The organism is Mycobacterium sp. IDUB_39, from assembly GCF_055419205.1.
In genome coordinates this window covers 707,789-731,121 of sequence record NZ_JBVAXF010000001.1, presented here as the reverse complement: position 1 = coordinate 731,121, position 23,333 = coordinate 707,789, and the positions used below count along the sequence as shown (strand labels likewise).

Annotated in this window: 20 protein-coding genes and 1 pseudogene; 14 read left to right on the top strand and 7 right to left on the bottom strand. The window is 67.4% G+C overall.

Features of this window, described 5'->3' with window-relative positions; all coding sequences use genetic code 11:
- The first annotated feature begins 80 nt into the window (after positions 1-80).
- On the top strand, positions 81-599 hold the full coding sequence (locus ACZY0X_RS03575; protein WP_463768205.1) for a MarR family winged helix-turn-helix transcriptional regulator: 519 nt from the start codon (positions 81-83) through the stop codon (positions 597-599).
- A 9-nt stretch (positions 600-608) separates the two neighbouring features.
- Here the strand turns inward: ACZY0X_RS03575 and ACZY0X_RS03570 are convergent, their stop codons facing one another.
- Positions 609-2,207 carry a Na+/H+ antiporter gene (locus ACZY0X_RS03570; protein ID WP_463768204.1) on the bottom strand — a complete coding sequence of 533 codons (1,599 nt, stop codon included), beginning with the start codon at positions 2,205-2,207 and terminating at the stop codon, positions 609-611.
- A gap of 68 nt (positions 2,208-2,275) precedes the next feature.
- Here ACZY0X_RS03570 and ACZY0X_RS03565 point away from each other — a divergent pair, with 68 nt between their 5' ends.
- Genes ACZY0X_RS03565 through ACZY0X_RS03540 form a run of 6 tightly spaced genes read left to right on the top strand, consistent with a single transcriptional unit; the run spans position 2,276 to position 6,230 of the window.
- Positions 2,276-2,611 (top strand): UBP-type zinc finger domain-containing protein, encoded by a 336-nt coding sequence (locus tag ACZY0X_RS03565; protein ID WP_463768203.1) that lies wholly within the window; start codon positions 2,276-2,278, stop codon positions 2,609-2,611.
- Entirely contained in the window at positions 2,608-3,693 is a 1,086-nt protein-coding gene (locus ACZY0X_RS03560) for an ATP-grasp domain-containing protein (protein ID WP_463768202.1), read from the top strand. Before ACZY0X_RS03565 ends, ACZY0X_RS03560 begins: the two co-directional genes overlap by 4 nt.
- Positions 3,690-4,145 carry an Rv0361 family membrane protein gene (locus tag ACZY0X_RS03555; RefSeq protein ID WP_463768201.1) on the top strand — a complete coding sequence of 152 codons (456 nt, stop codon included), beginning with the start codon at positions 3,690-3,692 and terminating at the stop codon, positions 4,143-4,145. The genes ACZY0X_RS03560 and ACZY0X_RS03555 overlap by 4 nt, the downstream gene beginning before the upstream one ends.
- A gap of 19 nt (positions 4,146-4,164) precedes the next feature.
- Positions 4,165-4,578: a rhodanese-like domain-containing protein gene (locus tag ACZY0X_RS03550; RefSeq protein WP_241401268.1), complete on the top strand. Its 414-nt coding sequence runs from the start codon at positions 4,165-4,167 to the stop codon at positions 4,576-4,578.
- Positions 4,575-5,819: an O-succinylhomoserine sulfhydrylase gene (locus ACZY0X_RS03545; protein ID WP_463768200.1), complete on the top strand. Its 1,245-nt coding sequence runs from the start codon at positions 4,575-4,577 to the stop codon at positions 5,817-5,819. Before ACZY0X_RS03550 ends, ACZY0X_RS03545 begins: the two co-directional genes overlap by 4 nt.
- Positions 5,820-6,230 (top strand): hypothetical protein, encoded by a 411-nt coding sequence (locus ACZY0X_RS03540; protein ID WP_463768199.1) that lies wholly within the window; start codon positions 5,820-5,822, stop codon positions 6,228-6,230.
- On the opposite strand, the gene ACZY0X_RS03535 is transcribed toward ACZY0X_RS03540, so the two are convergent.
- Positions 6,227-7,081, bottom strand: a complete 855-nt coding sequence (locus tag ACZY0X_RS03535) for an SDR family oxidoreductase (protein ID WP_463768198.1) — start codon at positions 7,079-7,081, stop codon at positions 6,227-6,229. The genes ACZY0X_RS03540 and ACZY0X_RS03535 overlap by 4 nt on opposite strands.
- 131 nt (positions 7,082-7,212) lie before the next feature.
- On the opposite strand from ACZY0X_RS03535, the gene ACZY0X_RS03530 reads away from it, so the two are divergent.
- The 4 genes and pseudogenes from ACZY0X_RS03530 to ACZY0X_RS03515 all read left to right on the top strand — a co-directional run.
- Positions 7,213-7,728, top strand: a complete 516-nt coding sequence (locus tag ACZY0X_RS03530; RefSeq protein WP_463768758.1) for a GNAT family N-acetyltransferase — start codon at positions 7,213-7,215, stop codon at positions 7,726-7,728.
- Positions 7,725-8,636, top strand: coding sequence for an LLM class oxidoreductase (locus tag ACZY0X_RS03525; protein ID WP_463768196.1), 912 nt, complete (start codon positions 7,725-7,727; stop codon positions 8,634-8,636). The genes ACZY0X_RS03530 and ACZY0X_RS03525 overlap by 4 nt, the downstream gene beginning before the upstream one ends.
- Positions 8,633-9,766, top strand: a complete 1,134-nt coding sequence (locus ACZY0X_RS03520) for an LLM class flavin-dependent oxidoreductase (RefSeq protein ID WP_463768195.1) — start codon at positions 8,633-8,635, stop codon at positions 9,764-9,766. The genes ACZY0X_RS03525 and ACZY0X_RS03520 overlap by 4 nt, the downstream gene beginning before the upstream one ends.
- Positions 9,763-10,251 (top strand): annotated as a pseudogene (locus ACZY0X_RS03515) (LLM class flavin-dependent oxidoreductase); the annotation flags it as partial. The gene ACZY0X_RS03520 and the pseudogene ACZY0X_RS03515, both read left to right, overlap by 4 nt.
- A 244-nt stretch (positions 10,252-10,495) precedes the next feature.
- Here ACZY0X_RS03515 and ACZY0X_RS03510 read toward each other — a convergent pair.
- The gene (locus ACZY0X_RS03510) at positions 10,496-11,224 is read right to left on the bottom strand and encodes an MBL fold metallo-hydrolase (RefSeq protein ID WP_463768194.1); all 729 of its coding nucleotides are present in this window, start codon (positions 11,222-11,224) and stop codon (positions 10,496-10,498) included.
- A gap of 63 nt (positions 11,225-11,287) precedes the next feature.
- Between ACZY0X_RS03510 and fgd the strand changes: the two genes are divergently transcribed.
- Positions 11,288-12,298: a glucose-6-phosphate dehydrogenase (coenzyme-F420) gene (fgd, locus tag ACZY0X_RS03505; RefSeq protein WP_463768193.1), complete on the top strand. Its 1,011-nt coding sequence runs from the start codon at positions 11,288-11,290 to the stop codon at positions 12,296-12,298.
- An 8-nt stretch (positions 12,299-12,306) separates the two neighbouring features.
- Here the strand turns inward: fgd and ACZY0X_RS03500 are convergent, their stop codons facing one another.
- The gene (locus ACZY0X_RS03500; RefSeq protein WP_463768192.1) at positions 12,307-13,545 is read right to left on the bottom strand and encodes a glycosyltransferase; all 1,239 of its coding nucleotides are present in this window, start codon (positions 13,543-13,545) and stop codon (positions 12,307-12,309) included.
- Between the two features lie 6 nt (positions 13,546-13,551).
- Entirely contained in the window at positions 13,552-16,632 is a 3,081-nt protein-coding gene (locus tag ACZY0X_RS03495) for an ATP-binding protein (RefSeq protein WP_463768191.1), read from the bottom strand.
- Between the two features lie 255 nt (positions 16,633-16,887).
- On the opposite strand from ACZY0X_RS03495, the gene pta reads away from it, so the two are divergent.
- Positions 16,888-18,981, top strand: a complete 2,094-nt coding sequence (pta, locus tag ACZY0X_RS03490; protein WP_463768189.1) for a phosphate acetyltransferase — start codon at positions 16,888-16,890, stop codon at positions 18,979-18,981.
- Positions 18,982-19,001: 20 nt separating this feature from the next.
- A complete protein-coding gene (locus ACZY0X_RS03485; protein WP_463768188.1) occupies positions 19,002-20,135 on the top strand; it encodes an acetate kinase in 1,134 nt (377 codons plus the stop codon).
- Here the strand turns inward: ACZY0X_RS03485 and ACZY0X_RS03480 are convergent.
- Both ACZY0X_RS03480 and ACZY0X_RS03475 read right to left on the bottom strand, forming a co-directional pair.
- Positions 20,132-22,318, bottom strand: a complete 2,187-nt coding sequence (locus ACZY0X_RS03480; RefSeq protein ID WP_463768757.1) for a serine/threonine-protein kinase PknG — start codon at positions 22,316-22,318, stop codon at positions 20,132-20,134. The two genes, ACZY0X_RS03485 and ACZY0X_RS03480, sit on opposite strands and share 4 nt — an antisense overlap.
- A 95-nt stretch (positions 22,319-22,413) precedes the next feature.
- Positions 22,414-23,328 carry a glutamate ABC transporter substrate-binding protein gene (locus tag ACZY0X_RS03475; RefSeq protein ID WP_463768756.1) on the bottom strand — a complete coding sequence of 305 codons (915 nt, stop codon included), beginning with the start codon at positions 23,326-23,328 and terminating at the stop codon, positions 22,414-22,416.
- Positions 23,329-23,333: the final 5 nt, after the last annotated feature.

Sequence of the window (23,333 nt, the reverse complement as noted above, 5' to 3'; positions counted from 1 at the left end):
CAAACAATGGATCAAGGTTCGGTGGTTGAATCAGCGGAATATGTTGGAAAGCCAACTCTGCCAAAGGAACCGCAATCGCAATGCCGGAATCAGGCCCGCCAGGAGATGAGCGGCTCCGAATGGAACGCGTCATCTCGGCCGACCTCCGAGAACTGACGTCGGAGTCCGATTGGATATCGCGTGCCTTCGCGGTGCGTAATAATGTGTCCGCCAATGAATTTCGGGCATTGCTGTTCGTGATGATCGCGGAGTCCACGGGGGTTCGGATGACAGCGGGCGACCTTCGCAAGAACATGGGACTGTCGGGGGCCGCGATCACTTACCTGGTGGAGCGGATGGCCGAGAACGGGCACCTCCGACGAGAGATGGATCCCACCGACCGGCGCAAGGTGATCCTGCGGTACGGCGACCACGGTTGGAACGTTGCCCGCGAGTTCTTCACCCAGCTCGGTGAGCACACCCACGCCGCACTCGCGGATTTGCCCGATGAGGACTTGCGCGCCGCCCACCGCACCTTCGGGGCGCTGGTGGCAGGTATGCGGAGCTACCGTGCCGAGATGCCGGCCCCAATCGGTCAGGACGTGGTCGGCCAGGACTGAAGTCTCGGCCTACTCACGGTCGCGATTGAGCGCGGCCTCCTCCAGATCCAGGCCCCGGAGCAGCGCGCGCAACACCTCGTCATCGATCGAGCCCTCGTCGCGCTGGGAGATGAACGACTCACGTTCGGCCGCCAGCATCGCCAGGCGAAGCCTGCGGAACGTGGCCGCCGGGCTCTCGCCGATCTCGTCGTCGCCGCGGCCCAGCTCCTCCCACGCGGCGTCGCTGCGCCGCTCGTTCCACGCCCGAAGGATCTTGGGCGTGTGCTCGTGGATGATCACCCCTGGCCTATCCTCCGCGAGCAGCTCGTCGAGCCGTCGTGACGCCGCCTGTGTGGCCCTGGTCTGCGCCGCCGCGGCCTCGAGCGCATCGCGTGCGCTGTCATCGCTCGGCACGTCGAGAACCCTGATGAACCACGGCAGCGTCAGCCCGTGCAGCAGCAGCGTGCCGACCACGACGACGAACGTCAGGAAGACGAGCTGGGGCCTACCGGGGAACGCGTCACCGGACAGCGTCGTCATCGGCACCGCGAACGCAGCGGCCAGCGACACCACGCCGCGCATGCCCGCCCACGCGACGATGAACACCTGCGCCGACGTCGGCCTCGGTTCCCTCTCGCGGATGCGGGCCGACAGCATGCGGGGCACATAAGCGAACGCGTACACCCACACGATGCGCACCACGATGACCGTCGCCAGCACCGCCACCGATGCGGTGGCCAGCACCGAGGCCCTGATACCGGCCAGCTCGCCGATCACGGTGGGCAGCTGAAGGCCGATCAGCAGGAACGCGAAGGACTCCAGCACCAACTGCACGGCCTTCCATACCGCGGTGTCCTGCAGCCGGGTGGCATAACTCGCCCGCGTGGAGCGCTGGCCGAGGAGCAGTGCGGCGATCACCACCGCGATCACGCCAGAACCGTGCACCTGCTCGGCGAGGAAGTAGATGAAGAACGGCGCCACCAGACCGATCGCGCTCTCGACCAGCGGATCGTTCAACCATGTCCGGATGTGGTCGATGATCAAACCGAGCACGCCGCCGACGGCAACACCGCCGACCGCCGCGAGCGCGAACGTGCCGAGCCCGCTGCCCCACGTCGCCGCGGTGCCGATCGCCGCGGCCAGGGCGACTTTGTAGGCCGTCAGCGCGGTCGCGTCGTTGAGCAGGCTCTCGCCACCCAGCAGCGTCATGATCCGGCGCGGCAGGCCGAGCCTGCGTCCCACCGCCGTCGCCGATACAGCGTCGGGAGGGGCGACTATCGCGCCAAGGGTCAGCGCCGCCGCGATGGTCAGCTCCGGCACGGTGTGGAAGGCGACCACGCCAACCGCGAACGTCGTCGCCAACGGCAGTCCGATGGCCAGCAGCCCGATCGGCCGCAGGTTCTTGCGCAGCGCGACGTAGCTGCTCTCCAGCCCCGCCGACCACAGCAGCGGCGGCAGGATCACGAACAGCACCAGCTCCGGCTCGAGTTCGATACCGCGCAGGCCGGGCAGCATGCCCGCCCCGAGGCCTGCCACCACCAGCGCCAGCGGCGCCGACACGTCATACCGTCGCGCCACCGCCGCCAACAACACCGACACGACAAGCACTGCGAGCAGTGATACAGCCACGTGGTCCCACCTCCCTGCCCATCACACCTATGCCGTCTGCGCGGTCGGTCCGACCTATCCTGATCAGCATGCGGAGGAGAACGCGGGGGCGCGACACGAATTCCCCGCCACAGACCTGCGAGCATCTGTCGGCCGCCGCCGATCTCGCCGAACCGGAGCCACTCACCCCGGGCGTGTGCCAGGAGTGTCACGAACTCGGCGAGAGTACCTGGGCACACCTGCGGATGTGCCTCACCTGCGGACACGTGGGCTGCTGCGACTCCAGCCCGTACCGGCATGCCGCCGCCCACTTCCACGCCAGCGATCACCCGGTGATGCGCTCGGTCGAACCCGGTGAGACGTGGCGTTGGTGCTACGTCGACATCCGGCTGGACGCGGGGTCTGGCAGGGTGGACAACCGATGAGTGAGACACGCGCGGACCCACCTGTAGTGATGGTTCTCGGCACGACGCCGGCCGGAGGCGAGCTGGCCCTCGCGTTCGAGCGGCTGGGAGTCGGGGTGGCCCTGGTGGAGACCCTGGACGCCGCGGCCGTCATCGCCAAGATGACCGAGGTGAAGCCGCGCTACGTGGTCGCGGCGTCGCCCGACGTGCCACCCGAGATCCTGATCGCCGCCGCGGAGACCGAGAACGTCGACGTGTTTCCGACGCCGCGCGGCGCACGGCTGAGCCTGGACCGCGAGGGTTTGCGCAAGTTGGCCGCCGATGAACTCGGGCTGCCGACGGTGCCGTTCTGGTTCGCCGGTTCGGCCGAGGAACTCGACGCCGTGGCGCGCCATGCGGGTTTCCCCCTGGTGGTGTCGCCCGTCGCCGGTCAGTCGACAGCGGGTACCTCGGTCCTGACCCGGCCCGAGGACGTCGAGGCGGCCTGGAAGCTCGCGACGGCCGGAGCCGGTTCGCCGCAGCGCGTGGTGGCCGAGACCGTCGTCGAGGTCGATGACGAGGTCACGCTGCTCACGGCACGCAGCATCGCGCCGTCCGGGCCGACCGTGGCCTTCTGCGAACCGATCGGCCACCGCCGGTCGGACGGTGGTCCGCTGGAGAGCTGGCAGCCACACCAGATGTCGCCCGCCGCGCTGGATGCCGCGCGTTCGATCGCGGCGCGCATCGTCAACTCGCTGGGCGGGCGCGGTGTGTTCAGCGTCGAGCTGCTGGTGCGCGGTGACGAGGTCTACTTCTCCGGTGTCCGGCCGCGCCCGGAGGACGTGGGCCTGCTGACGCTGCGCTCACAGCGGCTCTCGCAGTTCGAGCTGCACGCCAGGGCGATCCTCGGGCTCTCGCTCGACACCATCATGATCTCGCCGGCCGCCGCCGAGGTGCTCGAGGGTGGGACGACGACAGTTGGTGCGCTCGGCGAGGCCCTGGAGGTCCCCGAGAGCGACGTCCGAGTGAGCGACAGAGGGGCGATCGCCATCGCCACCGCACCCGATGTGGTGCGGGCGCGTGACCGTGCGCACCGGGTGTCCAGCGTTCTGCGGGCGCCATGACTGGCAATGAGCCGGACGACGAGTCCGAGTCCGACCGGCCCACCATGGCGCCGTTCCTCGGGGCGCTGGCGATAATCGTGCTCGTCGTGAGTGGAATCGTTGCTCTGGGCGCCTTCGACGATGACGGGCCCACCCCGGAGCAGGAGGTGGGCCGCGCCGCGGTCGCCCAGAACGACGCGCTGCAGCGTGCCGCCTATCCGGACTTCGTCACGTACACCTGTGCCGAGCAGCACGGGAGTGAAGCTGAAGTGCTTGCCCGCCAACGTGATTCGGCCGCCTCGCGCGGCGAGCGCTACGTCGACGGCGTGTCCAACGTGCAGATCGACGACGATGTCGCGACGGCCACGGTGACCTATCACTTCGACAAGGCACCCGACACCAAGGTGCCCGCCGAGATGAAGTTCGCGCGCGACGGGCAGGCATGGAAGGTGTGTTCGCCCGGCCCCAGCTAGGTATGGGACACTCGCGATCGTGAGCTACGCGGGAGACATCACGCCTGAAGAGGCATGGCAGGTGCTGGTCGACAATCCCGAGGCCGTGCTCGTCGACTGCCGGACCGAGGCGGAGTGGCGCTTCGTCGGCGTGCCCGACATCTCGTCGCTGCGGCGCGATGTCGTGTACATCGAGTGGAGCCGCACCGACGGCACGCGCAACGGAGGTTTCGTCGACGAGCTGCGGGCGGCGGGCGTGACACCGGGTGAGCGCCCGGTCGTCTTCCTGTGCCGCTCGGGTAACCGATCCATCGGCGCCGCCGAGGCGGCCACCGAGGCGGGCATCGCGCCCTCCTACAACGTGCTGGACGGATTCGAGGGCAACCTCGACGAGCAGGGGCACCGCGGTGCGACGGGCTGGAAGGCAGTCGGCCTGCCCTGGAGGCAGTCATGAGTTCCCCCGAACACGGCGCCGACAGCCAGGTGCCCAGCGTGCGGATCCCCGCTCAACTGCCAGACGGAGTCAGCCAGGCCACCATCGGTGTGCGCGGCGGGCTGCTGCGGTCGGAGTTCGAGGAGACCTCCGAGGCGATGTATTTGACGTCGGGCTACGTCTACTCGTCAGCGGCCGACGCGGAGAAGGCGTTCACCGGTGAGATCGACCGCTACGTGTACTCGCGGTACGGCAATCCGACCATCTCGATGTTCGAGGAGCGACTACGCCTGATCGAGGGCGCGCCAGCGGCGTTCGCGACGGCCACCGGCATGGCGGCAGTGTTCACATCGCTGGGCGCGCTGCTTGGCGCGGGGGACCGCCTGGTCGCGGCGCGCAGCCTGTTCGGCTCGTGTTTCGTGGTGTGCAACGAGATCCTGCCGCGCTGGGGTGTGGAGACGGTGTTCGTCGACGGTGAGGACCTGGCGCAGTGGGAGGAGGCGCTGTCGGTTCCCACGCAGGCGGTGTTCTTCGAGACGCCGTCCAACCCCATGCAGTCGCTGGTGGACATCGCGGCGGTATGCGATCTGGCCCACGCCGCCGGCGCAAAGGTGGTGCTGGACAATGTCTTCGCCACCCCGTTGCTGCAGCAGGGGATGCCGCTCGGTGCCGATGTCGTGGTCTACTCCGGCACCAAGCACATCGACGGTCAGGGCCGCGTGCTCGGCGGTGCGATCCTGGGCGACAAGGAGTACATCGATGGCCCGGTGCAGAAGCTCATGCGCCACACCGGTCCGGCGATGAGTGCGTTCAACGCCTGGACCATGCTCAAAGGCCTTGAGACGCTTTCGGTTCGGGTCGACTACTCCAACGCCTCGGCTCAGCGCGTGGCGGAGTTCCTCGAAGCCCATCCGTCGGTGTCGTGGGTCAAGTACCCCTTCCTGGAGTCGCATCCGCAGTACGACCTGGCCAAGCGGCAGATGCGAGGCGGCGGCACCGTGGTCACCTTCGAACTCGCGGCGGCCGACGGGCAGGGCAAGCAGCGTGCGTTCGAGGTGCTCGACAAGCTGCGCGTCATCGACATCTCCAACAATCTCGGTGACTCCAAGTCGCTCATCACCCATCCCGCCACCACGACGCACCGGGCGATGGGCCCGGAGGGTCGTGCGGCGATCGGACTGGGTGACGCGGTGGTCCGGCTGTCGGTCGGACTCGAAGGCACCGATGACCTGATCGCGGACCTGGGCGAGGCGCTGAGCTAGATGTCAAAGTCGAGTGCTGCCAAGAAGGCTCGGCGCAAGAGGCGGGTCGCCACCCGAAATGACCGCTGGCTGCCGCCCGACGTGCACGCCGACCTGTCCGGTGTCACCGGTCTCGACGAGACGTTGACCGCGCGCGGGTGGGAGTTCGATGAGGACTTCAGCTCTGATGAGTTCCTCAGCTGGTTCTACCCGCCGTCGGGTATCGAGGTCCCCCCAGAAATCAAAGACGACGAGGCGATCGAGCCCGTGACGCGAGTGTGGCTGACCGATCCCGCGCAGCCGCACGTCATCCTGGTCGGCTCGAGCGAGGCCGACGGGGTGGACTACCAGTTCGCCATCGCGGACCTGGCCGGAAGCCTCGACGATATCGAGGCATTCCGCGCCGGCGATCCGCTGCCCGAGGCCTACTAGCTCTTCTCGATGACGCCCTGGGCGTCCTGTGCGCGGTCCTCGTAGCTCTTGCGTGCGGTCTGGTCATAATCCAGGAACACGTGGTCCAGCCCCAGCTTCTTGTTGAGCCAGCGCCGGCCGCGGGGGCCCAGCATCGACGACGCCGCGGCGGTGAAGCGCAGCGGGGTGGGCACCGACACCTGTGTCTTGGGCTTGTCGAGCGTCTTGACGATGGCCGCGGCGATGTCCTCGGGTTCCACGGGCTTGGTGCCCGCGGTCTCCTTGGTGCCGGAGATCAGCTGCGTGTTGGTGAACGGCGGCATGATCACCGACACCTCGACACCGTGCGGCGCCATCTCATCGGCCAGCGCCACTGACAGCCCCACCACGGCGAACTTGGAGCCCACGTAGACCACCTGGCCGGGCACCGGGATCATGCCCGACATGGACGCGATGTTGATGACGTGACCGCGACGTCGCTTGACCATCTCGGGCAGCACCAGCTGACAGCCTGCGAGCACGCCGTAGAGGTTGACCTCGATCGATGAGCGGATCGACTGTTCGGACTGCGCCAGGAAGGGCCCGATCGGCATGACGCCGGCATTGTTGATGAGCACGTCGATGTGGCCCGCACCGTCGGTGCGGGCCTTGTCGAGGAACACCTCGAAGGACTCCCTGTCGGTGACGTCGAGCGGGTAGCCGGTGACCTGACCGAACCGGCCCAGTTCCGTCACCGCCGTCTCCAGGACCGCCACGTCGCGGTCGCCGATGACCACTCGCGCACCCCGGGCCAGCAGGGCCTTGGCGGTGGCATGACCGATGCCGCGGGCCGCTCCGGTGATCGCGATGGTCTTGCCCCTGATGTTGTCCATGCGGCGAAACTTTACACCTGTCAATTTTTGATGTGAAGCGGTCGGTATCGGGGCCGGGTTCCGATCATCGTGATGCGAAGTCGGCGACGGGGAATGTGATTGGCTCGCCCGCGTTGGACCCAGTCATGGGCATGCGGGCGGCGGCGCGACAGACTGTGGTGGTGGCCCGCTCTGACGTCGTGTTCGTGCCGGTCGGGCAGGCCGATGCGCTCGCCGAACCCCTGCTCGCCGAGCTGGCGGTCGAGTACTCCACCCGCTACGGCGGCACCGCCGAGGGCGTCGGACGATGGCTGCGCCAGTACCCGCGCGGCGAATTCGCGGCACCATGGGGCGCCATGGTGGTGGGTCTGCTCAACGACGTCGCGGTGACCGGTGGTGCCTTCCGACGGTTCGACGCCGAAACGGCCGAGCTCAAGCGCATCTGGACCGATGGCAGGTATCGCCGTCGCGGCCTCGCCAGGGCGCTGCTGGAGGTGCTCGAGGCCGATATCGCCGCCCGCGGCTACCGACGCATCTACCTGACTACCGGTGACCGCCAGCCCGAGGCGGCGGCCCTGTACCTGGCGGCCGGCTACCGCAGGCTTGACGGTCCGCTGCCCGCCGAGGGGGAGGCCTACCCCGTCGCCTTCCTCAAGGAGCTGGCGTGACCGGCCACCTGCCGGTGGCGGTCGCTCTCGAGGGCTACGGCTGGCACCCCGAGGCATGGCGGCACACGCCCAACCGCGAGTCGGTCCTGGGCGGGCCGTACTGGTCGGGACTGGCGGCCACCGCCGAGCGCGGCCTGCTGGACTTCGTCACCTTCGACGACGGCCTGACACCCCAGCGCCGCCGCAGGCCCGAGATCGACTCGCGCTGGCTGGCGGGCAGGCCCGACGCGGTGCTCGTCGCGTCGCGGGTGGCGCCGACCACCACGCACATCGGTCTGGTGCCCGTCGCGGGAGTGACGCACAGCGAGCCGGACCAGGTGTCGAGGGCCATTGCCCTGCTCGACGTCATATCGCACGGTCGGGCGGGTTGGCAGCCGCGGATCAGCTCGACCGCCCATGAGGCCGCGCTGTTCGGCAGACGCGCAGTCGCGAGCCCCGACGAACTCTTCACGGCGGCATCCGGATTCGTGGACGCGATACGCGGTCGGGCGGTCGTCGCTGCCCTCGCGCACAACCGGCGGGTCTACGAGTTCGCGGCCACGAGCGCTGATCTCGTCTTCATCACCCCGGCCGACGATGACGACGTGCAGGCGATCCTGAACGAGATCACAGAGGTGGGTGGCCGCGGGTTGGCGGTCTACGCTGACGTTTTCGTGTGCACGACATCGCCGGCTGACCCCCGGTCAGACGCATACGTCTTCAGCGGCAGCCCAGAGGAACTCGTCGACCTGTTGCTGCGCTGGGACGGCCTTGGCGTCAACGGGTTTCGGCTACGGCCGTCGGTCAACGCCGTCGACCTGGCCTGGATCGTCGACGAGGTGGTCCCGCTGCTGCAGTCCGCGGGTCGATTCCGCGACGCCTACGCCGAGGCCGAGACGCTGCGCAGCCGACTCGGGGTCGACCGATGAACGTCCCACTGTCGATACTCGATCTGTCGCCGATCCCCGAGGGCGGCGATGCCGCCACGGCGCTGCGCAACACCGTGGACCTGGCTCAGCACGCCGAACGGTGGGGCTATCGCAGGTACTGGATAGCCGAGCACCACTTCGTCGCGGTCGCCAGCTCGTCGCCCGCTGTGCTGATCGGTCAGATCGCCGCCGAGACAGAGCATATCCGTGTGGGAGCGGCCGCCGTCCAACTCGGCCACACCACCGCCCTGGCCGTCGTCGAGAGCTTCGGCATCCTCGACGCGTTCCATCCCGGTCGCATCGACCTCGGCGTCGGGCGGTCCGGCCAGAAGCGCCGTGAGGCCAACCGGCAGGGTGAGGCCCGGCCGCCGCGTCCGCCACGGGTCTGGCACGAGGTGGACGGCGTGGTGGTGCCGACACCGTTCGACGTGAGTGCCCTGATGCGCAACCCGCGTCTGGTGGCGCGCATGTCAGCGCTGCAACAGCCCGAGGCCGTGACACCCGACTTCGCCGACCAGGTGGCCGACATCCTGGCGATGCTCGACGGCACCTATGCCCCCGGCGGGGTGCCAAGCCACGTCGTCCCCGGGGAGCGGGCTCCATTGCGGCCCTGGGTGTTCGGCAGCAGCAGGGGCCAGAGTGCGCGGGTCGCCGGCGCGCACGGGCTGCCGTTCGTAGCGAGCTACCATCTCACGCCCGCGACAGCGCTGGAGGCCGTCGAGGTCTACCGCCAGTCGTTCGTGCCGTCGGCATCGCTGCCGGAGCCCTACGTCGTGGTGTCGGCCGATGTAGTGGTTGCCCAAGACCGCTGCACCGCAGAGCATCTAGCGTCGAGCTACGGCCACTGGGTGTACTCGATCCGGGCCGGTGACGGTGCGGTGCCCTATCCAGACCCGGACGGGTGCGCACCGCTGACACCCGAGCAGGAAGAGGTGGTTCGCGACCGCACCGCAACGCAGTTCGTCGGCGATCCCGACGACGTCGCGCACCGCCTGGACGCGCTGCAACGGCATACCGGCGCCGACGAACTGGTGATCACCTCGGTCACACACCGGCACGCAGACCGGCTGCGCTCGCATGAGTTGCTCGCGCAACGCTGGGCGCCGGAGCAGCCGAACGGAGCACCTTGATCAGGGCCGGGCGTGTTCACCTCGCGGCGCAGTTACCCGACCCGGGCGAGGTGAGCTTCGCATCCGTCGTGCAGCTGGCGCAGACCGCCGAGCGTGGCATGTTCGACTTCGTTCTGTTCGATGACTTCACCGTGCTGGCTGCGCTGGCCGCGGTCACCGAGACCATCGGCCTGGTGGGCTCGGTCGACACCGACTCCGCCGAACCGTTCACGGTGGCCCGACAGCTCGCCACCCTCGATCACCTCTCCGACGGTCGGGCCGGGTGGCGTGCGGTCGGATCCGGCACGCACACCGACGAGTTTCTCGTGGTGGCCGCGGCCTTCTGGGACAGTTGGGCACCCGACGCGGTGATCGCAGACCAGGCCTCGGGCACCTACGTCGCCCCCGAGCGCATTCGCACGGTCACCCATCGCGGCGCCCGATTCGCCAGCTCCGGTGTCGCAACGCTGCCCGCGGGACCGCAGGGGCGAGGAGCCCGACTGCAGAACACGACGGCGCTACTCGCCATGAGCGTCGGGAGATGCGAGGACCCGAAGCGGCTGGCCGACGATATCGAACTGCGCGTGCGATCCGGCGCCTGCGACGGATTCATCCTGAGCCCGGAGCCCGAACACGGTCTCGATGACTTCGTCAACGAGGTGGTACCCCTGCTTCAGTCCAGCGGAGTCCTCATCCGCTAGGACATGCGTTGTCGCCCAGCAGCACTCATCGAGCGGCCCGCTCTTGTACTCATTGAGCGGCCCGCTCGGCTGCCTCCCGGATCGGCCCACGCCACACCGGGCCGTGCCCCGGCAGCATCACCTCGGTGTCGAGAAGCCCGAGCGCCGCGAGGCTGCGCACACAGCCGTCCTGGTCGTGATTGAACAGACCGGGCAGAAGTTGCGGTCCCCGGCGCGTTGACACCGGGTGCCCCGTCACCAGTGCGTCGCCGCTGATGAGCACTCCGTCGACAACGTAGGAGCAGTGCCCGCCGGTGTGGCCGGGGGTGGGGATGGCCATCGGCGTGCCGGGCAGCGCCGCCGCGACCTCCTCGGTCAGGGCATGGGCGGTCGGTATGCCGTCGCGGACCAGCGCACCCTTCAACCCGATGGTCGCCGACCACATCACGTACCGCGGCTGCCACATACGAGTGGCCAGGTCGATCAGCGAGACCTGTTCCAGATACTCCCGATGGGCGTGGCCCACCTCATCGGCGTGGCAGAAAACCGGAGTGCCATGAGTTTTCGCAAACCAGATCGCCGAGCCGAAGTGATCGACGTGAGCGTGCGTGAGCAGGATCGCGTGGATATCGTCCACGCCGAACCCGAGTTCACGCACCGAGTCCAGGACTTCGTCACGTTGACCGGGGAACCCGGCATCGATGATCACCACACCGCTGCCGTCGGTGACCAGCGTCCAATTGACCAAGTCGGTCTGCGCGAAGTGCACGGTATCGGTGATGGCCGTCAGAGCCGCCATGCGACGAGTGTAAGGGCAGGAGTAGAAACTAAGGGGTGCGCACGCGAGGAGCAGGGACGGAAAATGGCTGAACTGAAGTTGGGATACAAGGCGTCGGCAGAACAGTTCGCCCCGCGCGAACTCGTCGAACTGGCCGTTGAGGCCGAGGCACATGGCATGGACAGCGCCACTGTGAGCGATCACTTCCAGCCGTGGCGGCACGAGGGTGGCCACGCCCCGTTCTCGCTGGCGTGGATGACGGCCGTCGGCGAGCGCACGAAGAGGCTCGTCCTGGGCACGTCGGTGCTCACGCCGACATTCCGCTACAACCCCGCCGTGATCGCGCAGGCGTTCGCCACGATGGGTTGCCTCTACCCCGATCGCATATTCCTCGGTGTGGGTACCGGTGAGGCGCTCAATGAGATCGCCACCGGCTACGAGGGGGAATGGCCCGAGTTCAAGGAGCGCTACGCGCGGCTGCGCGAGTCGGTGCGGCTGATGCGTGAGCTCTGGCTCGGTGACCGTGTCGACTTCGAGGGCGACTACTACAAGACCAAGGGCGCCTCGATCTACGACGTGCCCGAGGGCGGTATCCCGATCTACATCGCCGCGGGCGGGCCCCAGGTGGCCAAGTACGCGGGACGCGCGGGCGACGGTTTCATCTGCACCTCCGGCAAGGGCGAGGAGCTGTACAAGGACAAGCTCATCCCGGCGATGCGGGAGGGTGCGGAGGCCGCCGGTAAGAACCCCGATGACATCGACCGGATGATCGAGATCAAGATCTCCTATGACACCGATCCCGAACTTGCATTGGAGAACACCCGGTTCTGGGCGCCGCTGTCGCTGACCGCTGAGCAGAAGCACTCCATCGACGACCCGATCGAGATGGAGAAGGCCGCCGACGCGCTGCCCATCGAGCAGGTCGCCAAGCGCTGGATCGTTGCCTCAGATCCCGACGAGGCGGTCGCCAAGGTCAAGGACTACGTCGACTGGGGCCTCAATCACCTGGTGTTCCACGCGCCCGGCCACGATCAGCGCCGGTTCCTCGAACTGTTCAAGAGGGATCTGGAGCCGCGGCTGCGCAAGCTGGGCTAACTGGACGATCAGTCGTGGGTGAGGCCGAGCACGCGCCGCTCGAAGAGATCGGCGCCACGCGCGACCCCACCGGTGCTCGCAAACCCCGCGGCCACCCGCTTCGCGCCCGCGGTCATCGTCATCGCCTGCTGCACCTTTGCCCGCAGCCGCGGAGCCGACAGCCTCCTGGCGGGCAGCCGCGTGCCGCACTGCGCCACCTCGACGCGGCGTGCCACCTCGAGCTGGTCGCGGCCGAACGGCACCACGCAGACGGGGAGGCCACGGGCGAGCGCCTTCTGCGTCGCGCCCATGCCGCCGTGCGTCACCGCGCACACTGCGCGGTCCAGCACCACGCTGTGTGGGACGAACCGGCGCACCGTCGCGTTGGGTGGCGCCACAATGTCGCCGGGTTGCCCGGCCGGCATGGTGGCAACCACGTGCACCGGTTCATCGGCGAGCGCGGCCAGCGCGGTCAGAACCAGCTTCGTGTCGGCTTGTCTCTCCGACGATGTCGTGACGAGAACGATTGGTTCCTCGATCGCGGTGATCCAATCGGGGGTTTCGCCCGAGCCCTCATCGAGCACGCACGGCCCGATCATCTGCACCGAATCGCCCCAGTCGGTCTGCGGGTACTGGAAGGGCTTGCCGGTGGCGACCAGGATCAGTTCCGCCCGGCGCAGAAACTCGTCCATCGATGCCACCGGCGCCACGCCGACATCCGCACGAACATCGTTGATCGGGCCGAGCATGACGTTCTCCAGCAGGCGGGTGACTGTGCGGCGAACGGCGGCGTCACGGACCCGACCGACCACACCGGGCAGCGGTTTCAGCCCGAGCCCGAATGGTGGGACACCAGCCGAATTCAGCGGCGGGGTATACGGCAGGAACGACGCCCATCGGATTCCGCTGGACTCGGCCTGTGATTGGGCTCCCCAGCAATTCGCATCGATCAGGACTGCGTCCGGTTCCACGGCTGCTATCGCGCGGGTCAGATCGCCGATCTCGTGGCTGGCCCGTCGGCCGAACGCCGCCACCCCCACCTGCAGCGCGGCGCGGGGATTGGGGGCCTTCCAGTCGTCGAGTTCGATCTCCTCGATTCGCGGATCGATCGCCGTCGCGGCGAAACCCAGTGTCTCCGCGAGGCCGACACCGACCGCCAGCGTTCGCACGTGAATCGAATGGCCGCGGCCGCTCAGCTCTGACAGCAGCGCGCTCATAGGCAGCAGGTGACCGAGTGCGGGCGATGTGTAGGCCAGAATCGTTGCCATCGCTGCTCAACTCGTCATGTCGACCAGCTGACGGGCCCCGGCAAGCCTGCCGCGGGCGTGGACCTTCTCGCACAGCGTCAGATACTGCCCGGAAAGCTCGCGGAAGCGAGTCGAGTCGCCTTCCGCCCGAGCCATCAAGGCGCGTGATCGCAGCCACCACAGGTCCAGCATCGCGATCCCCGGCCGGCAGACCTCCCATCGGTCGAGAATCAGGTGGGCCTCTTGCATGTCGCCAATCGATCCCCGCGCAATGAGCAGTTCGATCAGCGCCTCACTCGGACAACCCACGAGAAGCATTGAGCAGCTGGCGATCCCCTGTGAAACCAGTTGACGAAGATCATCGATTGTGTCGTCGCGTTCCTCGTCGGTGGTGGCGTGTATCGCCAAGTCGGCACTGATCGACGGCAACATCATCTCGCTCAGCCGGCGCTTGAGAATGCTGGTGCGCGCGCGTTGTAACTCCGCGATCGCGTCATCGTGGAACGCTGTGTCGGCGCGCAGCAGCACCGTTCCGTACGAGAACTGCGCGGCGACGAGTCCGAGGATGTCGCCCAACGATTCGGCGCGCCGCAACACCTCGCCGACATCATCGACAAGATCGTCGGCCACGCACATGCCGGACCCGGCCAGGATGCCCCAATAGACCGATATGGCAGCGTAGTTCACGGGCGGCAGCAACCGCGCCTGTGCCATGCCCTCGCGCATGTGCCGCCAACCCTCGTCGGCGTCGCCGCGGAAGCACTCGACCAAACCTCGTAGTGCGACGGCGGGGGCCAGTTCCATTGTGGGGACATCTCCGGCCAGCGCCTCGAGTGACTTGATCACATCGAGTGCGGCATCGAACTCGCAATCGGCGAATCGCGCGAAGGCCACCGAGTTGAGAACGATGCCCATGGTGCCCGCGTCGAGGGGGACGGCGGCGATCAACTCCGTGAGTTCTGCTGCCAGCGCAGAGCCTTCGCGAATGCGATTCTCGTTGACGGTGAACGACCAGATCCGCCCCGCCATGGCGATCGCGAGCGACCGTAGATCCCCGTTTCCGCGCGCGAGGTCTGCTAGCTCGCGGTAGCGTTCGTCGGCCGCGGGATCATCGCCGACGTAGAACTGTGTCGACAACAGCATGGAACGGGGCACGATCCGCATGGCTATGACACCGTCATGATCGTCCGGTAGGTGATCGGCGATGACCTGTGCGCTCTCCCATTTCGCGCGGGCGGCGGGAAGATCTCGAGACCGCAGCCAGTCGGCCGCGCGCAGATACCAGCGATGGGACTCGGTGAACTCGTGGGCCGCTTCGAGGTGAGTGGCGATCTGACCTGCGTACTCGTCGACCGTTCGCGGATCGCGCGCCTCGAGTGCGGCCGCGAGCCTGCGATGGACGTGGGCACGGGTCGTGCTCAACTGCGACTCGTAGGCGACGGCCCGCACGAGTGGATGCCGAAAGCAATAGCGTTGCTGTGGCAGGAATTCCGTCTGATCGATGAGTTCCGCCGAAACCAGCTCGGCCAGCCGAGGTGCCAGTGGTTCTGGGAGTAGGGCGCTCAGAGTGTCGATGTCGAAGTGGCTTCCGATCACCGCGGCGGTGTTGAGGACCGCCTTGGTCTGCGCGAGCAGCCTGTCGATACGGGCGGCCAGCACCGCCATTACCGTTGGTGGAACCGCGATGTCATTGATATCGGCCATGAGGCGATAGGCACCTCGACCACCCGAGAGCAGGCCGCGCCCGGCAAGATCTCGAACGATCTCCTCGGCGAAGAACGGGTTGCCGACCGCCGCAACCGCAATCCGATCGACCAGTTGCGTTAGCGAGGGATGGTCGCCGAGGAGCTGGCAGACCAGGCGTTTGGTGGTCGAATCGTTAAGTGGTTGCAGTGCGATGGTGTCGGCGGTGTTCTGGTCCAGCGCCCCGCGGAACTCGGGTCGATACGTCGTGACGAACACCGATGTCGTCGCGTCAAGTCTGGCGGCGAAACCGGCAAGGACGTCATCGCTGGGCGCATCGATCCAATGCGCGTCCTCGAGCACGAACACGGTTGGTACAGTTCGTGCGAGCACAAACTGCGCCATGATCTCGACCAGATGCTGGCGTCGGCCGTCAACGTTGACCTGCACCGGTTGGCCGTCACTGTCGGCGATACGCATGGCCTCGAACAGGATGTGGGTATCGGCAGACGTCGGTGAGAACAACCCCCCACACTGTGCTGACGTGTGATCACGGGCCTCGGCCGCGCTGAGGCCCTCCACCTTGAACATGGCCCGGAGCAATCGCGACAACGCACGAAACGCATGCGTTGTGGTGTGGGATTCACAGCGGGCCAGCACCAGATCCCACTCCGGGCTGACGATCGCGGTGAGTTCACTGATCAGTCGACTCTTCCCAAGGCCGGGCGCACCGACGATTCCGACAAGACAACCCCGCTTCGCCGCGAAAATGGCACGCAACCGGGCCATCTCGGCATCGCGCCCCAGCATGGTGCCCTCATTGCGACCCAATAGCATCCGATCAGCCTCGACCCCGAGCAGCCGCCGTGCCGGCACGGATGCGTCCATGCCCTTGACAGCAATGGTCTCGGCAGGCCCGAGACGCGTGGCATCCTCGACGAGCCGTGTCGTCGAGTGCGAGCAGAGGATTCCATTCGGAGGCGCGCCAGCCTCCATGCGCTGGGCCATTCCCACGGGGTGGCCCACTGCCGTGTAGCGGCCCGGGCCGGAGCCGATCTCGCCTGCGATCACCTCACCCGAGTTGAGGCCGACCCGAAGCTGTAGCGACACGCCGTCACGGCGCAGTACCTCGGCAGCGTAGCGCTGGGCCATCGACTGAATCTCAAGTGCGGTGATGCAGGCCCGGAGCGCGTGGTCCTCGAGCGCCACCGGCGCGCCGAACAGTGCCATCAACCCATCACCGGTGAACTTGTCGACCGTGCCCTGGTAGCACTGAACGACCGCCGCAGCCCGATTGAACAGCTCGTGCATGATCTCTTGGAGGCGCTCCCCGTCCAGCGTCGCCGCGAGCTTCATCGACCCGACGACGTCAGCGAACAGCACCGTCACCTGCTTGTGCTCGCCCGGGGTGGTCTGTGGCGACACCGGTGAGCCGCACGCATCGCAGAAGCGCGACGTTGCCCGCAGATCGTTGCCGCATGAGCCGCACCGATCTGCTGTATCACCGACTGGACTGGCCATCCCCGCAATCTTCCCGACCGTCAATTCACTCCATGGTCGCGCACGAGGCGGCAGCGCGGCCCGTATCTGCAAATCCGCACCTCACAGGCTGGGCATGACCCGGATCACCCCTTCAAGTCGGGTGCGGGCTGGCGGCGCGAGAGCCGATGGTGAAAGGCTATGGGCGTGCCCGACGGCCCCGGTTTCGCATCCAGCATCTACATCGCTTCACCCGAGGGCGACACAGGTAAGTCGACTGTTGCGCTCGGAATCCTGCACCGGCTGACGGCCACCGTCGCAAAGGTCGGGGTGTTCCGGCCCATCACACGATTGGGTGAGGACCGGGACTACATCCTTGAGCTACTCCTGGCTCACACCACGGCCGGGCTGACCTACGAGGAGTGCGTCGGCGTCGGTTACCAGCAGTTGCACGAGGATCCCGACGGCGCGCTGGCCGATATCGTCGACCGCTACCACCAGGTCGCGCAGCGGTGCGATGTCGTGCTCATCGTGGGTAGCGACTACACCGACGTCGCCTCGCCCAGCGAGCTGAGCGTCAACGCCCGTATCGCGGTGAATCTGGGCGCACCGGTAGTGCTGACAGTGCGCGCCGCGAACCGCACGCCCGACGAGGTCACCCATGTCGTGGAACTGTGCCTGGCTGAGATCGCCGGACAACACGCCCACACCGCCGCGGTGGTGGCGAACCGTTGCGCACCGGCTGAACTCGACGCTGTCGCCGCCGCGCTCAAGCGCGCCGCCTCCGACGGCGTGAAGTGCTATGTGATTCCGGAGGAGCCGCTGCTCGTTGCGCCCTCGGTCGGTGAGCTCCTGACCTCAGTGAACGGGACTCTCCTAAGCGGTGACGAGGATCTGCTGACCCGCGAGGCGATGGGCGTGCTGGTCGCCGGTATGACCGCCGAACACGTGCTGGAACGGCTGGTCGAGGGGATGGCCGTCATCACCCCTGGTGATCGCTCCGACGTCGTGCTCGCCATGGCGAGTGCGCACGCCGCCGAGGGCTTTCCGTCCCTGTCGGCCATAATCCTCAACGGCGGGCTGCCGCTGCACCCGTCGATCGCGGCGCTGGTGGCGGGTCTGGGCCTGCGCCTGCCGATCGTGGCCACCGACCTCGGCACCTACGACACCGCGCGTTCGGTCGCCCAGACGCGCGGCCGCGTGACAACCAGCTCGCAGCGCAAGATCGACACCGCGCTCGAACTCATGGACCAACATGTCGACACTGCGGAACTCATTGCGCAGCTGTCGATTCCGATTCCGTCAGTGGTCACGCCGCAGATGTTCACCTACCAGCTGCTTGACCAGGCACGCTCGGATCGCAAGCGGATCGTGCTCCCCGAGGGAGAGGACGACCGAATCCTGCGGGCCGCCGGAAGGCTGCTGCAGCGGGCGGTTGCCGACCTGACCATCCTCGGCGACGAGCCCGCCGTGCGAGCCCGGGCCGCCGAACTCGGCGTGGACCTGTCGGCGGCCACCGTGCTCAACCCGCAGACGAGCGATCTGTGCGATCAGTTCGCAACCCAGTACGCCGAACTGCGCAAGCACAGGGGTGTGACCGTGGAACAGGCCCGCGAGGTCATCCACGACGTCTCCTACTTCGGCACGATGCTGGTGCACAACGACATGGTCGACGGCATGGTGTCGGGTGCTCGGCACACCACCGCGCACACCGTGCGGCCCGCGTTCGAGATCATCAAGACGATGCCCGACGTCTCGACGGTGTCCAGCATCTTCCTGATGTGTCTGGCCGACGAGGTGCTGGCCTACGGTGACTGCGCTATCGTGCCCGATCCCACCTCGGAGCAGCTGGCCGATATCGCGATCAGCTCAGCGCGCACCGCGGCTCAGTTCGGCATCGATCCGCGGGTGGCGATGCTGTCGTACTCGACAGGCACGTCCGGTACCGGGGCGGATGTCGACAAGGTCAGGGCGGCAACCGAACTGGTGCGACAACGGGAACCGTCGCTGCTGGTCGAGGGGCCCATCCAGTACGACGCCGCCGTGGAACCCTCGGTGGCGGCCACCAAGATGCCCGAGTCTGCCGTGGCCGGAAGGGCGACCGTGCTGATCTTCCCCGACCTCAACACCGGCAACAACACCTACAAGGCCGTACAGCGCAGCGCGGGGGCGATCGCCATCGGACCGGTCCTGCAGGGGCTCAACAAACCCGTCAACGATCTGTCCCGGGGTGCGCTCGTCCAGGACATCGTGAACACCGTGGCCATCACCGCAATTCAGGCGCAGGGCAAGTGAACGGACCAACCGGATCGCCGGTGCCCACTGTCCTCGTCCTCAACTGCGGATCGTCATCGCTCAAGTACGCCGTCGTGGAACCCGAATCGGGCCGTCAGGTGACCGATGGAATCGTCGAGCGGATCGGCGAGGGGGAGATCCCCGACCACGAGGCGGCGCTGCGTACGGCGTTCGACGTCCTGGGTGAACAGGGTCACCGGCTCGACGAGCTCGGCCTCGTGGCCGTTGGCCACCGGGTGGTGCACGGTGGCCCCGACTTCTATCAGCCCACCGTCGTCGATGACGCGCTGATCGCGACGCTCGAGTCGCTGTCACCGATTGCGCCGCTGCACAACCCGCCTGCGATCCTCGGCATCGAGGTGGCACGCAGGGTGCTGCCCGATCTGCCGCATATCGCGGTGTTCGACACGGCTTTCTTCCATGATCTGCCTGCCGCGGCCGCCACGTACGCCATCGACCGGGATGTCGCCGAGCAGTGGCGGATTCGGCGTTACGGGTTCCACGGCACGTCGCACCAGTACATCAGCGAACAGGCCGCCGACTTCCTCAAGGCGCCGCTGGAGTCCCTCAGTCAGATCGTGCTGCACCTTGGTAACGGAGCGTCGGCCTCGGCGATCGTCGGCGGCCGACCTCAGGACACCTCGATGGGGCTGACTCCGATGGAGGGTCTGGTGATGGGCACGCGTTCGGGTGACGTGGATCCCGGTGTGCTGGTGTATCTCTGGCGTGAGGCGGGGATGAGCGTCGAGGACATCGAGTCGATGCTGAACCGCCGATCCGGAGTGCTGGGCCTCGGCGGGGCGATCGACTTCCGGGTCCTGCACCGCGATATCGAGGCCGGCGACGCCGATGCCAAGCTGGCCTATGACGTCTACATCCACCGGCTGCGCAAGTACATCGGCTCCTACCTGGCGTTGCTGGGCCGCACCGACGTCATCACCTTCACCGCAGGGGTGGGGGAGAATGACGCCATGGTGCGCCGCGACGCGCTGAGTGGCCTTGCGCCACTCGGCATCGAACTCGACGAGCACCTCAACGACAGCCCGGCTCGAGGTCCGCGTCGGATCTCGGCGGAGCACTCACCCACCGCGGTTCTCGTCATCCCCACCGACGAGGAACTCGCGATCGCGCGGGCCTGCGTGGCTGCGATCTAGAACGTGCTCATCGGGCGGACGCTGTTGGCCAGATCCACCAGGGCGTAGCGATGCGCCTGCGACGGCGCCAACCGGGCCAGTCCGCGCAGTGACGCCTCCACCCCCAACTGCAGCCCGTGTTCGGTGAAGGGGAAACCGAGGATGTGATTGGTGCTGGCCGTGTTGTCAGCCAGCCAGTCCATCGCCGTGCCCAGCACCAGCGCCCGGATCTGCAGGACGCGCGGCTCGGTGTCCGGCAGCGCCTCCACGCGGCGGGCAGCATCGCGGATCTGGTCCTCGGTGATCTCGCTGCCCGAGCGCCCCGACAACAGGGTCACCGCGCTGGTGAGCCGTGCGGTGGTGAAATGCCTTGAGGTGGGCGGAACCTGGTCGAGAGTCTTGACGGCGGCGTCGCGCTCACCATCCGACGACTGTGATCGGGCCAGCCCGAAACCCGCCGAGATCACCCCGTTGTCGGTGTTCCAGACCGTCTTGTAGAACACCTCGGCGCTCGCGGCCCCCGCCAGCTCGCTGGTTGCGGCCAGCGCCAGCTTGGGCGCCAGCTCGCCTGGCAGCGTGTCGAGCACCTCGGTGAAGTGTTTGATCGCCGCGTCGTAGTCGGCGGACAGCAGCTGTGCCACCGCGCGGTACCACACCAGCCGCCATCGCCAGCCGACTCGGTCGGACAGATCATCGAGCTTTCGGTTGGCCTTCGCCACGTCGCCGAGATCCAGCAGCGCACGGGCCTCCATGAGCGGCAGCTCGATGGACTCCGACAGGTCGATACCCTCGGCCTCCAACGTGCCGTGCCGGGCCGCGCGCAGCGAGTCAAGGGTCTGCACAGGCTGACTCAGCATCGTCGCGGACAGGATCGTCGCGCCGACGTCGGCCGGGTCGACCATCGGCACCGGCAGCGCGCGTACGATCTCCTGCGCCGTCAGCTTCTCGGAGTGCACCTGACCGTCGAGGTAGACGTCGGTGTGCGCCACGAGCAGGTCGATGCCGAACGTCGACCTGGACGGGCTGAACACCGTCGACAGGCCGGCGCGCGGAACTCCGGTGTCCCTGGCCACCACCTCGCGCAGCACACCGAGCAGCTGAGAGGACATCTCCTCGGCACTGGCGAACCTGCGGCGCGGGTCGGGGTCGATGGCGCGACGCAGCAGCCGGCCGAAGGAGTCGTACTGCGTCAGAGTGGGATCGTCCTCGGGCAACCCGTCGACGTAGCGTCCGTCGCGGGTACGCATGTCCAGGGTCAGCGCGGCCAGCGTGCGGCCGACGGTGTAGATGTCGGTGGCCACGGTCGGGCCTGTCCGCACGATCTCGGGAGCCTGGTAACCCGGTGTGCCGTAGAGGAATCCGTAGGATCCGATCCGCGACACCGCACCGAGGTCGATGAGCTTGAGCTGCTCCTCGGTGATCATGATGTTCTCGGGCTTGAGATCGTTGTAGACCAGGCCTATCGAGTGCAGATAGCCCAGTGCGGGCAGGATCTCGAGCATGTAGGCGATTGCCTGCGCGACCGGAAGCTTGGTGCCCTTGGCCGGTTTGAGTGAGGTGCCGCCGACGTACTCCATCACGATGTAGCCGACGGGATCGCCGTGCTTGTCATCGGTCTCGACGAAGTTGAAGATCTTCACGATCCCGGGGTGGGTGACCTCCGCGAGGAACTGACGCTCGGCCATCGCGATGGCCTGCGCCTCGGCGTCACCCGCGTGGACCAGGCCCTTGAGCACCACCGGCCGGTCGTTGACGTTGGTGTCCAGCGCCAGGTAGATCCAGCCAAGGCCGCCGTGGGCCACGCAGCCCTTGATCAGATACTGGTCAGCCACCATGCTGCCTGGGCTCAGCTGCGGCAGAAAGGAATACGGACTACCGCAGTGTGGGCACCAGCCCTCGGACAGCGCCTTGCCGTCGGCCGACGAGCGGCCCACCGGCTTACCGCAGTTCCAGCAGAACCGCTTGGACTCGGCCACCACCGGGTTCTTCATCAGGGCTGCCAGGGGATCGCGCTCGATAACCCGCGGCACCTCGACCAGACCGCCGCCGAGTCGGCGGATCGGTGACCACCGGCGCGTCATCATCGTCGTCTGCGGTTCGGTGTCGGCGGTGCTGACCGAGCCGCCACCGGAGTCGTCGAAGTCTGGGCGGAACACGGCCTGCGTGGCCATCGGCCGCATGGTGGCCAGCGAGTCGTACGTCATGGCGTCGGCCGGCTGGGTGCTCGGGTAATCGTCATCGTCGGGCACGGCGTCGTTGGGGAGCGCGGTGCCCTCATCGGGTTTCGGGTCGCCGGCCATCAGTTCTCGTATCTCGGAACGGGTGGGGCGGGTGCCGGCCCGAGAACCGTCAACCACTTGCGGTACAACGTGTTCCACGTGCCGTCGCGTCGGATCCGGTCGAGGGTTCCGTTGACGAACCGCACCAGATCGTCGTTCTCCTTGTTGATGCCGATGCCGTAGGGCTCCTCGTTGAGGCTCGGCCCGATGATGTGCAGATAGGGGTCCTGGGCCACCAGGCCCGCCAGGATCGTGTCGTCGGTGCTGACGGCGTCGACCTGACGCTGCTGCAGCGCGACGAGGCAGTCGGCCCAGGTCACGACCTCCACGACCACGGGCGAGGGATTGATCTGCCGGACCCGGTCCAGCGACGTCGTGCCGGTAACCGCGCACACCCGCTTACCGGACAGGTCGGAGGCCTGTGTGATGGCGGAGTCCCGTGGAGCCAGGATGCGCTGATGGGCCGACAGGTACTCCGTGGAGAAGTTGACCAGTTCCTTGCGCTCGCAGGTGATGCTCATGGTCTTGACGACGATGTCGACCTGATTGTTCTGCAGCGCGGTGATCCGGTCGGCCGAGGACAGGATGCGGTACTCGACCTGTGACGGGGTGCCGAAGATGTCTCGCGCCACCTCACCGGCGACGTCGACGTCGAAACCGGTGATCTCACCGGTGATCGGGTCACGGAAGCTGAACAGATTGCTGCCAATGTCGAGGCCGACGATGAGCCTGCCCCGGTTGCGGATGTTCTCGACGGCCTCGGCCCCGTCGGCCTTGGTGGGGAAGGGGCGCAGGCTCGCGCTGCAGTCGTCCTCGGTGATCGGCAACTGCACGGGTTCGGGCGGTGCCTCCCGCATGCCCGCAGGCGTGGGCGGGGCCAGCGTCACGCTGGGCACCGCGAGTTCGGGCGCCGACTCGCTGCAACCCGCGAGCATCACCA

Bases quoted from the DNA above. Each gene is read 5' to 3' on its own strand.
- ACZY0X_RS03575 (WP_463768205.1), top strand. From the start codon at position 81: ATGCCGGAATCAGGCCCGCCAGGAGATGAGCGGCTCCGAATGGAACGC.
- ACZY0X_RS03565 (WP_463768203.1), top strand. From the start codon at position 2,276: ATGCGGAGGAGAACGCGGGGGCGCGACACGAATTCCCCGCCACAGACC.
- ACZY0X_RS03560 (WP_463768202.1), top strand. From the start codon at position 2,608: ATGAGTGAGACACGCGCGGACCCACCTGTAGTGATGGTTCTCGGCACG.
- ACZY0X_RS03555 (WP_463768201.1), top strand. From the start codon at position 3,690: ATGACTGGCAATGAGCCGGACGACGAGTCCGAGTCCGACCGGCCCACC.
- ACZY0X_RS03545 (WP_463768200.1), top strand. From the start codon at position 4,575: ATGAGTTCCCCCGAACACGGCGCCGACAGCCAGGTGCCCAGCGTGCGG.
- ACZY0X_RS03540 (WP_463768199.1), top strand. From the start codon at position 5,820: ATGTCAAAGTCGAGTGCTGCCAAGAAGGCTCGGCGCAAGAGGCGGGTC.
- ACZY0X_RS03535 (WP_463768198.1), bottom strand. From the start codon at position 7,081: ATGGACAACATCAGGGGCAAGACCATCGCGATCACCGGAGCGGCCCGC.
- ACZY0X_RS03530 (WP_463768758.1), top strand. From the start codon at position 7,213: ATGCGGGCGGCGGCGCGACAGACTGTGGTGGTGGCCCGCTCTGACGTC.
- ACZY0X_RS03520 (WP_463768195.1), top strand. From the start codon at position 8,633: ATGAACGTCCCACTGTCGATACTCGATCTGTCGCCGATCCCCGAGGGC.
- ACZY0X_RS03510 (WP_463768194.1), bottom strand. From the start codon at position 11,224: ATGGCGGCTCTGACGGCCATCACCGATACCGTGCACTTCGCGCAGACC.
- fgd (WP_463768193.1), top strand. From the start codon at position 11,288: ATGGCTGAACTGAAGTTGGGATACAAGGCGTCGGCAGAACAGTTCGCC.
- ACZY0X_RS03500 (WP_463768192.1), bottom strand. From the start codon at position 13,545: ATGGCAACGATTCTGGCCTACACATCGCCCGCACTCGGTCACCTGCTG.
- pta (WP_463768189.1), top strand. From the start codon at position 16,888: ATGGGCGTGCCCGACGGCCCCGGTTTCGCATCCAGCATCTACATCGCT.
- ACZY0X_RS03480 (WP_463768757.1), bottom strand. From the start codon at position 22,318: ATGACGTACGACTCGCTGGCCACCATGCGGCCGATGGCCACGCAGGCC.
- ACZY0X_RS03475 (WP_463768756.1), bottom strand. From the start codon at position 23,328: ATGCTCGCGGGTTGCAGCGAGTCGGCGCCCGAACTCGCGGTGCCCAGC.